Raw genomic sequence first — 13,174 nt, forward strand, 5'->3', positions numbered from 1 at the left:
GCCGCGGCGGCCGCCGCGCTAGGCCGTGCCGCGACGACGGCCGCCGCGACGTCCTCGGGCACGTGCGGCCCGATCCTCCGCGGCGTCGCACCGTCGGCGTCGGAGCTGCTCGCGCGCCGGGCCGCGGTGGTCGCCGCACCGGGCGACCTCGGCGCCGCCGTCCGCTACCGCGACGCGGTGGACGGCCGGCTGTCGAACGCGCTCCGGCGCGCCCTGATGGTCTGCGCACCGGGCGAGGGCACCCCCGGCGAGGGCCTGCGAGCGCCGCCGATCGCCCCGGGCGTCGCCTGACCGCGCCGCCGGCCCGCCGAGTCCTCCGCGAGTGCCCCGGGCCGCGCCGCAGTCCGACGCGGTCTGCCCCGAGACGCTCGGGGCGGGGCCCGCGTGCTCTCCTCTAGAGGCCGAGGATCTCGCGCGTGATGCGGGTGACCTCGCCGCCGTCCGCGCGGCCCTTGGTCTCCTTCATCACGGCGCCGACGATCGCGCCGATCGGCTTCATGTTGCCGGTCCGCAGCTTCTCGACGACGTCGGGGTTGGCGTCCAGCGCGGCCTGCACCACCGGGCGCAGCTCGTCCGCGCCGCCGACGGCCGCCAGACCCTTCGCCTCGACGACGTCCTGCGGGCGGCCGCCCTCGGCGACGAGCACGTCGAGGACCTGCTCGCCGGCCTTGCGGTTGATCTTCTTGTCGACGACGAGGGCGACGAGCTCGGCCAGCGCGGCCGGGCTGACCTTGGACTGGGCGGGATCGGTGTCGGTCTCGCCCGCCTCGTCGTCCTTGCGCTGCGCCTCCAGGCGCCGCACCAGGTCGTTGCCGATCCAGTTGGCGACCTGCTGCTTGTCGGCGGAGGCCCCGCCGGCGCCGAGCGTCTCCTCGAAGTAGTCACCGAGCGCGCGGCGGAAGGCGAGGAGGCGAGCGGACTCCTCGTGCAGGCCCAGCTCGGTGCGGAAGCGCTCCGCGCGCTCCAGCGGCAGCTCCGGCACGGCGGCCAGCGCGGACTGCAGGAGCTCGTCCGGGACCGCGACGGGCGGCATGTCGGGCTCGGGGAAGTAGCGGTAGTCGTGCGAGCCCTCCTTGGACCGCAGCGACGTGATCGAGCCGGTGCGCGGGTCGAAGTGCAGCGTCTCCTGCTGGACCCGCTCGCCGGCCTCCACCAGCGCGGTCTGGCGGGCGACCTCGGCGTTGATGCCCTGCTCGATGAACCGGAACGAGTTCATGTTCTTCAGCTCGGTCTTGGTGCCGAGCTCGGTGTCGCCGACGGGGCGGATGGAGATGTTGGCGTCGCAGCGCAGCGACCCCTCCTCCATGTTCACGTCGGAGACCCCGAGCTGGCGGAGCGTCTCTCGCAGCAGCCGCAGCCAGCTCGAGGCCTGCTCGGCGGAGCGGATCTCCGGCAGCGTGACGATCTCGGCCAGCGGCGTCCCGCCGCGGTTGTAGTCCACGACGGAGCTCGTCGACCCGCCGATGCGGCCGGAGGCACCGGCGTGCGTGAGCTTGGCCGCGTCCTCCTCGACGTGGACCCGCTCGAGCCCGACGTCGCCCAGCCGACCGCCCGCGACCAGCGGTTCGTCGAACTGGCTGATCTGGTACCCCTTCGGCAGGTCGGGATAGAAGTAGGACTTGCGGTGGAAGACCAGGCGCTCGGCCAGCACCCCGCCGAACGCGGCGCCGATCATCAGGCCCAGGCGGATCGCCTCGGCGTTGACCACCGGCAGCGTCCCGGGCATGCCCAGGCAGACCGGGCAGGTGTGGGTGTTCGGCGGGTCGCCGAAGACGAGCTCGCAGCCGCAGAACATCTTCGTGCGGGTGGCGAGCTGGACGTGGATCTCCAGGCCGATGACGGTCTCGTAGGCGGTCATGCGGCGTCCTTCCCGGTCGAGGCCGACGCCGAGGGCGCGGGTCGGGAGGCGGGCGGGGCGGGCATCCACGCCGCCGTGACGTCGAAGCCGAGGGTCTGCTCCAGCGCGTGCGCCGCGTCGAGGATCCGCTGCTCGGAGAACGCCGCACCCGACAGCTGCAGCCCGACGGGCAGTCCCTCGGAGAGGCCGCAGGGGATCGAGATCGCCGGCACGCCCGCCAGCGACTGCGGCAGGGTCGTGACGTCGGCCTGGTACATCGCGACCGGGTCGTCCGTGCGCTCGCCGAGGCCCCACGCGACGGTCGGGCTCGTCGGCGTGGCGAGCAGGTCGACCTGCTCGTGCACCGCGCGGAAGTCCTCGACGATCTTCGTGCGGACCTGCTGCGCGCGGCGGTAGTACGCGTCGTAGAAGCCGCTGGACAGCGCGTAGGTGCCGAGCATGATGCGACGCTTGACCTCGGCGCCGAAGCCGTCGTGACGGGTCTTCGTGTACAGCTCGACGAGGCCGCCGTCGCCGATGTCGGCGCGGTTGCCGTAGCGGACGCCGTCGAAGCGGGCCAGGTTGGAGGACGCCTCGGCCGGCGCGAGCAGGTAGTACGCCGCCAGGGCGTGGCGGGCGTGGGGCAGCTCCACCTCGACGACCGTCGCGCCGAGCCCCTCGGCGGTCCTCAGGGCGGCGTCGAAGGCCGCCCGGACGCCGGGCTCGACGCCCTCGCCCAGCAGGGCGGTCGGCACGCCGATGCGCACGCCGTCGAGCCGCTCGGCACTGGGGACCTCGATCCCCGCGGCCTGCCCGGCCCAGCCGATCGACGTCATGTCGTTGCGGTCCGCCGGGCCGGTCATGGCGCGGAACAGGACCGCGGCGTCCGCGACGGTGCGGGTGATCGGACCGGCCTGGTCCAGCGACGAGGCGAAGGCGATCATCCCGTAGCGGGAGACGGTGCCGTAGGTGGGCTTGAGCCCGACCACGCCGCAGAGGGCGGCGGGCTGACGGACGGAGCCGCCGGTGTCGGTGCCGATGGCGGCGGGCGCCAGGCCGGCGGCCACCGCGGCGGCGGAGCCACCGGACGAGCCGCCCGGGACCTTCGTGCGGTCCCACGGGTTCAGGACCGGGCCGAACGCGGAGTTCTCGTTCGACGAGCCCATCGCGAACTCGTCCTGGTTGGTCTTGCCGAGGATCGTCGCGCCCTCGTGCTGCAGGCGGTCGATCGCGGTGGCGGTGTAGGGCGGGCGGTACCCGCGCAGCAGCTCCGACGCCGACGCGGTCGGGACGCCGGTGACGCAGAAGAGGTCCTTGACCGCCAGCGGGACGCCGGCGAGCGGCCGGTCGGTGCCGGGCGCCCGGTCGCGGTCGCCGAGGCCCGCCCGCAGGTCGTCGGCCAGCCAGGTGAAGCTGTTGGTGTCGTCCGCGGCCGCGCGGTCGCGGTACGCCGTGAAGAGCTCGTCCTGCGAGAGGTCGCCGCGGCGCAGGGCCGAGGCGGCGTCGATGACGGAGAGGGAGATCGGGTCGGTCATGTCAGGCCTGGGGGCTCGGGACGCGGAAGCCGTCGTCGGAGGCGTCGGGCGCCTGGTCGAGCGCCACCTCGCGCGGGAGGGACCGGGTCGGCTCGTCGGCGCGCAGCGGGCTGCGGTCCTCGAGGACGCCGGTGGTCGGCTCGACGCCGTCGAGGTCGAGCTCGCCGATGGTCTCGAGGTGGCCGAGGACGGCGGAGAGCTCCCGCGCCATCGGCTCGATCTCGTCGTCGTGCAACTCCAACCGGGAGAGCGTGGCGACGTGGAGGACGGTGTCGCGGTCGATCATGCGCGTCCGATCCTAGAGACGGGCGCGACCGGTCGGCCCGTCGGGTGCGCCGGGACGGCTCACCGCGGGGCCGGAGGCCGCCGCGACCGGCGGGCCGTCGGCCGCGCCCGGTCGCTCAGACCGTCGCGGGCGGCTCGGACCGCAGCTCCGGCACGGGGCTGACCGCCACCGCGGGCTGGGCGGTGCTCTCGGCCGCGCGGGTGCGGTCGTCGGCCATCGCCAGCCACGCGCCGGCGAGGCCGACCAGCAGCGCGACGAGACCGAGCCAGCCGCCGGCGGCCAGCGCCGTGTTCCCGAACACGTCGTCCTCGGTGCCGACGATGAAGGTGACCGACGCCATGAGGTCCAGGCCGTCGGGGCGGAAGACCAGTGCGCGCAGGAGCGTCAGGAAGAGCACCAGGGCGGTCAGCGGGACGGCCAGCACGATCGTGACCATCGCCCCGTAGGACGGGCGTCCGGCGCCCGAGCGCACGGCCTGGACGAGGACGGCGCCCCAGGAGAGGGCGACGAGGACGAGCAGCTCGATCCAGGGGTGGCCGAGGGTCGACCAACCCGAGCCGGCACCGACGCGGACGTCGTCGCCCGACCCCGCGGACGGGACCAGGACGTCGAACCAGCGGACCGAGAGCGCGACGAGCAGGAGGACCAGGGCGATCAGGACCAGCTGCTCGCCCCGGCGGATGCGACCGAGGATCATGCGGCGCCCCCGGCCTGGATGCGGGCGGCCTGCAGCGTGTTGGCCAGCAGCTCGGCGATGGTCGTCGGCCCGACGCCGCCCGGCACCGGCGTGACGGCGGCGGCACGCTGCACGGCCTCCTCGAAGTGGACGTCGCCGACGAGGGCGGAGGAGCCGTCCGTCGGGGCGGGGTCGCGGCGGTTGATGCCGACGTCGATGACGACGGCACCGTCCTTGATCCACTCCGCGCGGACCATCTCGGGGCGACCGACGGCGGCGACGAGGACGTCGGCCTCCGCGCAGACCCCGGCGAGGTCGGTGGTGCGCGAGTGCGCGATCGTCACCGTGGCGTTCGCCTGCAGGAGCAGCTGGGCCATGGGCTTGCCGAACAGGTTGGAGCGGCCGATGACGACGGCGCGCGCGCCCGACAGCTCGGTGCCGGCGTGCGCGAGCAGCCGCATGACGCCGGACGGGGTGCAGGGCCGCAGGCCGGGCAGCCCCAGTGCCAGGCGGCCGGCGGAGGCGACGGTCAGCCCGTCGACGTCCTTCTCCGGGGCGATGAGGTTCGTCAGCTCGACGCCGTCGAGGTGCCCCGGCACGGGCAGCTGGCAGAGGATGCCCGAGACCTCGGGGTCGGCGTTGAGGCGCTCGATCAGCGCGACGACCTCCTCACGCGGGGCGTCCGCGGCGAGGCGGTGGTCGAAGCCGCGGATCCCGACCTCCGTGCACGCGCGTTGCTTGCCGCCGACGTAGACGGCGCTGGCGGCGTCCTCACCGACGAGGATCGTCGCGAGACCCGGGGGCCGACCGTGCTCGGCGACGAAGGTCTCGACCTCGCCGGCGACCTCCGCGCGCAGCTGCGCCGCGACCTGCTTGCCGTCGATGACCGTGGCGCTCACGTCGAGCAGGCTAGCCGGTGGCCCCTGCGGGTGCCCCGAGCCGCGCCGCGGTCCGACGCGGTCCGGCCCGCGTCGCTCGGGGCGGGGCCCGCTCCTCCTCCTAGAGGGCCTCGAGGCGGGCGAAGCCCGCGATCAGGCGCTTCTCCCCCGCCTCGTCGAACCGCACGACGACCACGTCGCCGTCCATCCGGACGATCTCGCCCGCGTCGAACTTGACGTGCCGGACCCGCTGGCCCGGCTCCCAGGTCGGGGTCGGCTCGGCGTCGGCCTTGCTCGAGACGAGGTCGCTGCCGCGCTTGAGACCGAGCGCGGAGAGGTCGCGCGGCGGACCGCCCGGCCGCGACGGGCCGCCGCCTCGGCCGATCCGCCCGATCTGGCTGAAGTCCCGACGGCCGCGCTCCGAGCCCCCGAACGACGGCTGGCCGGTCATCGCCTCGGGCGAGGCGTCGTCGAGCGCGTCGTGGGGCAGCTCGCGGAGGAAGCGGCTGGGGACCTGCGACTGCGGCGGGCCGTACATCGCCCGGCGCCGCGCCCAGGTGATCGACAGGTGCCGCCGGGCCCGGGTGATGCCGACGTACGCCAGGCGCCGCTCCTCCTCGAGCTCGCCGGAGTCGATGGCCCGCGAGTGCGGGAAGATCCCGTCCTCCAGGCCGACGAGGAAGACCGCGTCGTACTCCAGGCCCTTCGCGTTGTGCAGCGTCATCAGGGTGACCTGCCCGTCCGGCCCGTCCGCCTTGGAATCGGCGTCCGACAGCAGCGCCGTCTGCTGGAGGAAGCGGTCCAGGGCGTGGAACGCGTCGTCCTCCGGGGTGGACTCGGCGCTGTCGAACTCCTCGGCGTAGGCGTGCAGCTGGTCGAGGTTCTCCAGGCGCCCCTCGTCCTGCGGGTCCTCGGACGCCTCGAGCTCGGCGCGGTACCCGGTGATCCGCAGGACGTCCTCGACGAGGTCGGCGATGGACAGGTCGTCGCCGCTCGGCGCGTCGACCTCGTCGGGCCCGCCGAACAGCCGCTCGCGGAGCTCCTCGATCTGGCCGGCGAAGACGCCGACCGCCCGCACCGCGGCGGTCTTCAGGCCTGCCGCGGCAGGGTCGGCGATGACCTCGAGCGGCGTGACTCCGGTCGACGCCGCGTGGCTGAGCATGCGCCCGACGGACGTGTCCCCGATGCCGCGCCGGGGCCGGTTGACGACGCGCGCGAACGCGACGGTGTTGGCGGGGTTGTGCAGCCACGCGAGGTACGACAGCGCGTCCTTGACCTCGGCGCGGTCGAAGAACCGGACGCCGCCGATCACCTGGTAGTCGAGCTCGGCCTGCGTCAGCGACGTCTCGATCGCGCGGGACAGCGCGTTGGTCCGGTAGAGGACGGCCATGTCGCCCAGCGCGACCCCCTCCCCCGCCAGCCGCTCGACCTCGGACACGACCCAGCGCGCCTCGGCGTGGTCGTCCTGCAGCGCGCGGACGCGAACCTCGTCGCCGGTGCCCTCGTCCGTGAAGAGGTGCTTCTCGCGCTGGTTGCTGTTGTGCTCGATCAGCCCGTTGGCGGCGTCGAGGATGTGCTGCGTCGAGCGGTAGTTCTGCTCGAGCTTGATGACCTCGGCGTCGGGGAAGTCGTCCTCGAAGTCGAGGATGTTGCGGATGTCGGCCGAGCGGAAGCCGTAGATCGACTGCGCGTCGTCGCCGACGACCATGAGGTTGCGGTGGCCGGGCTCCTCGCCGGCCAGCGGCGCGGTCAGGGCGTCCGTGTCCTCGCCGGCGCCGAGCGCGTCCCGTCCGGCGCCTCCGCCCGACGGCCCCGCCTGGTGCATCGGGTCGTCCATGCAGAGCAGCTGCAGGAAGCGGTACTGCGCCGGGTTGGTGTCCTGGTACTCGTCGACGAGCACGTGCTTGAACGCACGCCGGTACCGCTCGCGGACGTCGGGGTAGCGCTCGAACAGGTCGACCGTCCGGGCCATGAGGTCGTCGAAGTCCATCGCGTTGTTGGCGACGAGCTGCTTCTGGTACGCCGCGTAGGCGTCGGCGACCGTGCGGTCGTAGTGCCCCGCGGCCAGGTCCTGGGCCTGCTGCACGCTGCGCAGCCGGTTCTTGTGGTCCGAGATCTGGTTGCGGACCGCGTTGGGCGTGAAGCGCTTCGTGTCCGCGCCCTCGGCCTCGAGGCAGCGCTTGACCAGCCGCTTGGAGTCGTCGGAGTCGTAGATCGTGAACGTGCGGCTGTAGCCGAGCTTCTCGGCCTCCACCCGCAGGATCCGTGCGCAGGCGGAGTGGAACGTCGCGACCCACAGCCCGCGGGTGGAGCGGCCCAGCAGGTCGCCGACCCGGTGGCGCAGCTCGGCGGCCGCCTTGTTCGTGAACGTCACGGCGAGGATCTCGCCCAGCCCGCACTCGCCGGTCCGGACGAGGTAGGCCACGCGGTGCGTCAGGACGCGCGTCTTGCCCGATCCGGCACCGGCGATCACCAGCAGCGGACCGCCCGGGTGCTGCACGGCGCGACGCTGCGGCTCGTTCAGCCCCTCGAGCAGTTCTTCCGCGTACGCGTTCACCGAGTTCACATATCGAGGATAGGCACCGACCCGGACCACCCCGGTCCCCGGCGGGCCGCGGGTCCGGGTGCAGGCGGTTCCCGGCCGGGGACCGACCCGGGCGCATCGGAGCGACCCGACGACCTCGGGGACCCCGGCGGCGGCCCGGCAGGGGTCTCCGCCCCGGGACGATCGGCGTCGCGACGCACGGGAGGGGGTCGGTACGGTGGCGCCCATGACGGCCGCCGGACGCCAGTCCCTCCCCGACCGCGTCCGCGCCCACGCCGCGGACGTCGCCGCCGGGGCCCGGTTCGTGACGATCGACCACGACGCCCTCGGGGCGATGGACGCCACGGCGGCGACCGACCCGCCCGAGCGCGACGAGGTCCGGCACTTCCACGGCGACGACCGCGGCGAGGTCGCCGCCTACGTCCTCGCGCTCAACGCCGTGAACTTCGGCTCGGGCTGGTTCCCGACGCTGACCAAGCGCCCGCACTCCAGCGGCTACTGGACGGTCGCCTGGGGTCTGGCGGACCAGTGGCGCGACCACGGAGCGTGGTCGGCGCCCGATCTGCGCGGCCTGACCGCAGGGGACGTCGCCGAGGTCCTGGGCCAGGCGCCCGGGCACCACCTGATGGCGCTCTACGCCCAGGCGCTGCGCGATCTCGGTGCCTGGCTCGGCCAGCGCAGGGCGGTCGACGTGCTCGACGCCTCGGCCGACTCCGCCGTGGGGCTCGCCGAGCAGCTCGTCGCGGGGATGCCGTTCTACCGCGATCACGGGCTCTACAAGCGGGCCCAGATCCTCGGGGCGGACCTCGAGCACTTCGGCCTGGCGGAGCCACGCGACCTGGACGCCCTCACGATGTTCGCGGACAACCTCGTCCCCCACGTCCTGCGCTGGTCCGGCGTGCTCGTCTACACCGACGAGCTCGCGGCGACCATCGACGCCGGCGTCTCGCTGCCGATGCACCGCGCCGAGCACGAGATCCGCTGCGTCGCCCTGCACGCGGTCGAGCTCCTGAGCGCCCGCACGGGCATCGCCACGCGCCACCTCGACGGCTGGCTCTGGCACGCGGGCCAGCGCCCCGAGGTCAAGGCCCACCCCCGGCATCGCTGCCGCACCGTCTTCTACTGACAGCGGGCCCCGGCCCGTGCGTCGCGGGCCCGGCCGCATCGACCTTCGGCGGGGCACGATCCACCCGTCGAGGAGCGCGGGCCCCGGGGGCGTCGCTCAGCCGCCGGCGGGGCTGCGGCCGTGCTTCGGACGCAGCTCGTGGATCTGTGCGAGCTCCGGGTCCTGCTCGGGCGAGCCGGGCGTCGGGGTGCCACCCAGGGCCCGCACCTGCGTCTCGAGCTCCGCGATCCGGCGGCCCAGGGCGCTCATCGCGTCGGCAATCGGGTCCGGCAGGTGGATCCAGTCGGCGTCGGGGCCCTCGACCTTGCGGCCGTCGATCCGCACCGGGTGGCCGGGGTTGCCGACCACGGTGCTGTTCCGCGGAACGTCCGTGATGACGACGCTGTTGGCGCCGACCTTCGCATCGTCCTCGACCGTGATCGGGCCCAGCAGCTTGGCGCCGGAGCCGATCGTCACGCGGTCGCCGACCGTCGGATGGCGCTTGCCGATCTGGAAGCCGGTGCCGCCGAGGGTGACGCCCTGGTAGAGCGTGACGTCGTCCCCGATCCGCGCGGTCTCCCCGATCACGACGCCGGCGCCGTGGTCGATGAAGCAGCCGTTGCCGATGACGGCGGCGGGGTGGATCTCGATGCCCGTGAGGGTCCGGGACGCGTGGGCGAGCAGCCGTGGCACGACCGGCACCCCGCGCTGCTGCAGCCCGTGGCTGACGCGGTGGACGAGCAGCGCCTGCACGCCCGGCCACGTGGCGAGGATCTCGAACGTGCCGACGCCGCGGGCGGCGGGGTCGCGCTCGTGGGCGACGCGGACGTCGCGGCGGAGCTCGGCGCCGACGCGCGCGATGGAACGGAGGCCGAACACGGTCAGGAGAGGCTAGCGAGCCGCGACGCCCGGACCGCGGGAACCGGCGTCCCGACCGCCCGACGGTGGGGTGCCGGCGCCCGCCCGGGTTCCGCGGGCGGCGCCGCCACGTCCGGCGCGGCGAGGACGCTCACCGCGGCTGGAAGAACGGCATGCTCGCGTAGCGCTCGCCGCTGTCGGGCAGGATCACGGCGATCCGCTTGCCCTGGGACTCGGGGCGCTTGGCCACCTGCACCGCGCCGTGGATCGCGGCGCCGCACGACAGCCCGGCGAGCACGCCGCAGCGCTTGGAGACCATCCACGCGGTGTCGATCGCGTCCTCGTCGGTGATCGGGATGATCTCGTCGACGACCCGGCGGTCGAGCACCGGCGGGACGAACCCCGCCCCGATGCCCTGGATGCGGTGCGGACCGGGCGCGTTGCCCGACAGGACGGCCGAGGACGCGGGCTCGACGCCGACCACGAGGGTCTTCTCGTCGTGGGCCTTCAGCACGTGGCCGACGCCGGAGATGGTGCCGCCCGTGCCGATGCCGGCGACGAAGACGTCGACCCGGTGGTCCATCGCCTGCAGGAGCTCGGGGCCCGTGGTCTTGCGGTGGGCCGCCGGGTTGGCCGGGTTGGCGAACTGGTCGGGCATCCAGGCGTCGTCGGCCTCGGCGAGGCGCCGGGCCTGGTCGACGGCCTCCGTCATGCCGCCCATGGACTCGACGACCTCGACCTTCGCGCCGAACAGCCGCAGGAGCGTCTCGCGCTCGCGGCTCATGCCCTGCGGCAGGCAGATCGTGAGCTCGTAGCCGCGCGCCGCCGCGACGAACGCCAGGCCGATGCCGGTGTTGCCGGAGGTGGCCTCGATGATCGTCGTGCGGCCCGGGGCGATCCGCCCCTCCTTCTCCGCCGCCAGGACCATCGCCAGGGCGATGCGGTCCTTGACCGACCCGCCCGGGTTGTACTGCTCGAGCTTGCCGTAGAGCTCGACGCCGGAGCCGGCAGGCTCCATCGGCGCGAGGCGGACCATCGGCGTGTTGCCGATCAGGCCCGTGATGTCGGTGATCTCGTCGGCCACGCGATCAGATCCAGTACATCGTCTGGCCCTGTTCCCGGGCCTCGCGATCGATGACGTCCTGGATCGTCGTGCCGGCCAGCACGGCGCGCGCGGCCTCCGCGACCTCGGCGAAGACGCCCGTGGAGTCCTGGCCGAGCGGGCCGTCGAGCATCTCGACGACCTCGAGCACGGTGATCTCGCGCGCGTCGCGCGTCAGGACGTAGCCGCCGTGGACGCCGCGCTGCGAGCGCAGCAGGCCGGCGCGCCGGAGCGTCGCGAAGAGCTGCTCCAGGAACTGCCCGGGGATCTCGCGGCGACGGGCGAGCTCCGCCACCGGGACCGGGGTGGTCACGCCGCCCGCGCGACCGAGCTCGGTCAGCGCCTGGACGGCGTAGGGGGATTTTGCGGTGATGGAGATCATCGGAGACTGGTGGCCCTCGTGACGACGTACGAGGAGCCCTCCCTAGAGTTCGAGCATATGGGAGGCGGCGGACCGCAGGCGACGCGCATCCCCGGAAACCCGGTCGGAACCACGGGTATCCCTCCGCACGACCCTCGGCGTGACGGCTCCGCGCCCCGCGCACGCCCGTCCGCGGGACGCCTGGCGTCGCTCCTCCTCCCCCCGCTCGCGCTCATGGGCCTGGTCTGGTTCCTGAGCGCCCAGCCCGACCTGTCCTCGGGGCTGAAGCAGGACTTCGTGCTGCGCAAGGCGGCCCACGTCACCGAGTTCGCGCTGCTGACGGTCCTCTGGGCGCGGGCGCTGGCGGGTCTGCTGCCGCGCGCCCGCGAGGGTCGGGTGCTGCTCGCCGCCGCCGCGGTCGCCCTGGCGTGGGCGGCCATCGACGAGCGGCACCAGCACTTCGTGCAGGGGCGGGTCGGCTCGCCCCGCGACGTGGCGATCGACGCGATCGGGATCGTGCTGGCCGTGCTGCTGCTGCGCCTCACGCCTCTCGGCGCACGACTCGGCGTGCGCCCGCGGTCCCGCGCCCGCGCCACCTGACCGGTCGCCGCGCGACCGCTCCCTCCGCGCGGTCCCGGTCCGGACACCGGCCCCCGGGAACGACGACGGGCCGGGAGGACCCGGCCCGTGACGGCGGCCGCCGGGGGCGGCAGGGTGTCGTGCGGGGCCTAGAGCCAGCCGCGCTCGACGGCGATCAGCACGGCCTGCGCGCGATCGACGGCGCCGAGCTTGCCGTAGATGTTGTGCAGGTGGGTGCGGACGGTGCTCGTCGACAGGCCCAGCTCGCCGGCGATCTGCTTGTAGACGCGGCCGGCGGCGAGGCGACGGAGGACCTCCATCTCGCGACCCGACAGCGGGCACGGGGCCGCGCTGCGGGCGCGGCGCTGGGTCGGCACCGCCTGGTCGTAGAGGAGCCCGCGGAGCTGCGGGGCCTCGATGCCCATGGAGCGGGCGACGCGCATCAGCGCCTGCGGGGAGACCTCGTCGCCGTGGCCGTGGTGCGCGATCAGGTCGGCCAGGCGCAGCGTGGCGACGTCGCGGTCGACGTCGTCGGCGTGATGGCGCTCGACGAGGCGGGCGAGCTCGCGCGGGAGGCCCCAGCGACGGACGAGGACGCCGCCGACGAGGGCGTGGTCCACGCCGAGCTCGCGGCGCTCGGCGACGATCCGCTCCTCGGGCGTGGCGTCGCGGGGCAGCACCTTCTCGGGGTAGCCGGCGTGGGCGTGCAGGAGGACGAGCTTGCCGACGTCGTGGAGCAGGGCGGCGGAGGAGAGCGTCTCGACGTCGACGTCGCCCAGGATCGCGCCGATCCGGTGGATCGCGGTCTGCACCGCGGCGACGTGGCGACGGTGGGCGTCGGCCTCGCGGCCCCACGAGCCTGCGCGGTCGAAGTAGTCGACGGTGCGGGTGCGCTCGGCGAGGACGCGCAGCGACGGCGGCGTGACGACCTCGATCGCCGCGGCGATGGAGGAGATCCGGCCGGCCGAGGCGGTGTCGAGGCGGTTGGCGACGCGCAGGACGCCGAGGCCCAGGCCCAGGTCGGTCTCGAGCGCCGCGACGATCGCCGAGGGGTCGATCGGGTCGGCGTCCAGTGCCGCGATCAGCCGCGTCTGGGACTCGGCCAGGGCCGGGAAGCCCTCGAGCGCCTCGAACGCCGCGGTCAGACGCCGGCCGTGCTGCTCGTTCGGCCGGGTCGGCACGGACGAGGACGTGGCTCGCGCCCCTGAAGGCGCCGCCTTGTCGTTGGCGGTGAAGGTCGATGCGGCGGAGTTCGTCATAAGGGTCAGGCGAGGAGTCCAGGGCCTCCCTGGACGTATCGGCGACGAAACCCTAGAACTTGAGTCCTCTTCGGTATCGATTTTCGTGCAGATGGGGAGCCGGAGATCGACGAACCCTGGACGACCTGGACGAAACCGGTAGACGGACGACTG

At 74.1% G+C, this 13,174-nt stretch carries 13 protein-coding genes; 3 read left to right on the forward strand and 10 right to left on the reverse strand.

Going from position 1 to position 13,174, the window contains the following annotated elements; genetic code table 11:
• On the forward strand, positions 1-291 hold a 291-nt coding region (locus Q7T67_RS16240), incomplete at its 5' end, for a hypothetical protein (protein ID WP_304791969.1).
• A 103-nt stretch (positions 292-394) separates the two neighbouring features.
• Here the strand turns inward: Q7T67_RS16240 and gatB are convergent.
• From gatB to Q7T67_RS16270, 6 genes are all read right to left on the reverse strand, one after another.
• Positions 395-1,858 (reverse strand): Asp-tRNA(Asn)/Glu-tRNA(Gln) amidotransferase subunit GatB, encoded by a 1,464-nt coding sequence (gene gatB / locus Q7T67_RS16245; RefSeq protein WP_304791972.1) that lies wholly within the window; start codon positions 1,856-1,858, stop codon positions 395-397.
• Positions 1,855-3,372 (reverse strand): Asp-tRNA(Asn)/Glu-tRNA(Gln) amidotransferase subunit GatA, encoded by a 1,518-nt coding sequence (gene gatA, locus Q7T67_RS16250; protein WP_304791975.1) that lies wholly within the window; start codon positions 3,370-3,372, stop codon positions 1,855-1,857. Before gatA ends, gatB begins: the two co-directional genes overlap by 4 nt.
• Position 3,373: 1 nt before the next feature.
• A complete protein-coding gene (gatC, locus tag Q7T67_RS16255; RefSeq protein WP_304791978.1) occupies positions 3,374-3,658 on the reverse strand; it encodes an Asp-tRNA(Asn)/Glu-tRNA(Gln) amidotransferase subunit GatC in 285 nt (94 codons plus the stop codon).
• Positions 3,659-3,773: 115 nt separating this feature from the next.
• A complete protein-coding gene (locus Q7T67_RS16260) occupies positions 3,774-4,355 on the reverse strand; it encodes a hypothetical protein (RefSeq protein WP_304791980.1) in 582 nt (193 codons plus the stop codon).
• Positions 4,352-5,233 carry a bifunctional methylenetetrahydrofolate dehydrogenase/methenyltetrahydrofolate cyclohydrolase FolD gene (folD, locus tag Q7T67_RS16265; RefSeq protein ID WP_304791983.1) on the reverse strand — a complete coding sequence of 294 codons (882 nt, stop codon included), beginning with the start codon at positions 5,231-5,233 and terminating at the stop codon, positions 4,352-4,354. The genes Q7T67_RS16260 and folD overlap by 4 nt, the downstream gene beginning before the upstream one ends.
• Before the next feature lie 100 nt (positions 5,234-5,333).
• Positions 5,334-7,778 (reverse strand): ATP-dependent helicase, encoded by a 2,445-nt coding sequence (locus Q7T67_RS16270; protein WP_304791986.1) that lies wholly within the window; start codon positions 7,776-7,778, stop codon positions 5,334-5,336.
• Between the two features lie 205 nt (positions 7,779-7,983).
• Here Q7T67_RS16270 and Q7T67_RS16275 point away from each other — a divergent pair, with 205 nt between their 5' ends.
• Positions 7,984-8,883: a queuosine salvage family protein gene (locus Q7T67_RS16275; RefSeq protein WP_304791989.1), complete on the forward strand. Its 900-nt coding sequence runs from the start codon at positions 7,984-7,986 to the stop codon at positions 8,881-8,883.
• Between the two features lie 96 nt (positions 8,884-8,979).
• Here the strand turns inward: Q7T67_RS16275 and cysE are convergent, their stop codons facing one another.
• From cysE to Q7T67_RS16290, 3 genes are all read right to left on the reverse strand, one after another.
• Positions 8,980-9,741, reverse strand: a complete 762-nt coding sequence (gene cysE, locus Q7T67_RS16280; RefSeq protein WP_304791992.1) for a serine O-acetyltransferase — start codon at positions 9,739-9,741, stop codon at positions 8,980-8,982.
• 130 nt (positions 9,742-9,871) lie between these two features.
• Positions 9,872-10,804 (reverse strand): cysteine synthase A, encoded by a 933-nt coding sequence (cysK, locus tag Q7T67_RS16285; RefSeq protein ID WP_304791995.1) that lies wholly within the window; start codon positions 10,802-10,804, stop codon positions 9,872-9,874.
• A gap of 4 nt (positions 10,805-10,808) precedes the next feature.
• A complete protein-coding gene (locus Q7T67_RS16290; RefSeq protein WP_304791999.1) occupies positions 10,809-11,204 on the reverse strand; it encodes an Rrf2 family transcriptional regulator in 396 nt (131 codons plus the stop codon).
• 213 nt (positions 11,205-11,417) lie between these two features.
• On the opposite strand from Q7T67_RS16290, the gene Q7T67_RS16295 reads away from it, so the two are divergent.
• Positions 11,418-11,783, forward strand: a complete 366-nt coding sequence (locus Q7T67_RS16295; RefSeq protein WP_304792002.1) for a VanZ family protein — start codon at positions 11,418-11,420, stop codon at positions 11,781-11,783.
• A 128-nt stretch (positions 11,784-11,911) separates the two neighbouring features.
• On the opposite strand, the gene Q7T67_RS16300 is transcribed toward Q7T67_RS16295, so the two are convergent.
• A complete protein-coding gene (locus Q7T67_RS16300) occupies positions 11,912-13,021 on the reverse strand; it encodes an HDOD domain-containing protein (RefSeq protein WP_304792005.1) in 1,110 nt (369 codons plus the stop codon).
• Positions 13,022-13,174 lie beyond the last annotated feature (153 nt).

The organism is Patulibacter sp. (genome assembly GCF_030655195.1).
Classification (GTDB): Bacteria; Actinomycetota; Thermoleophilia; order Solirubrobacterales; family Solirubrobacteraceae; genus Patulibacter.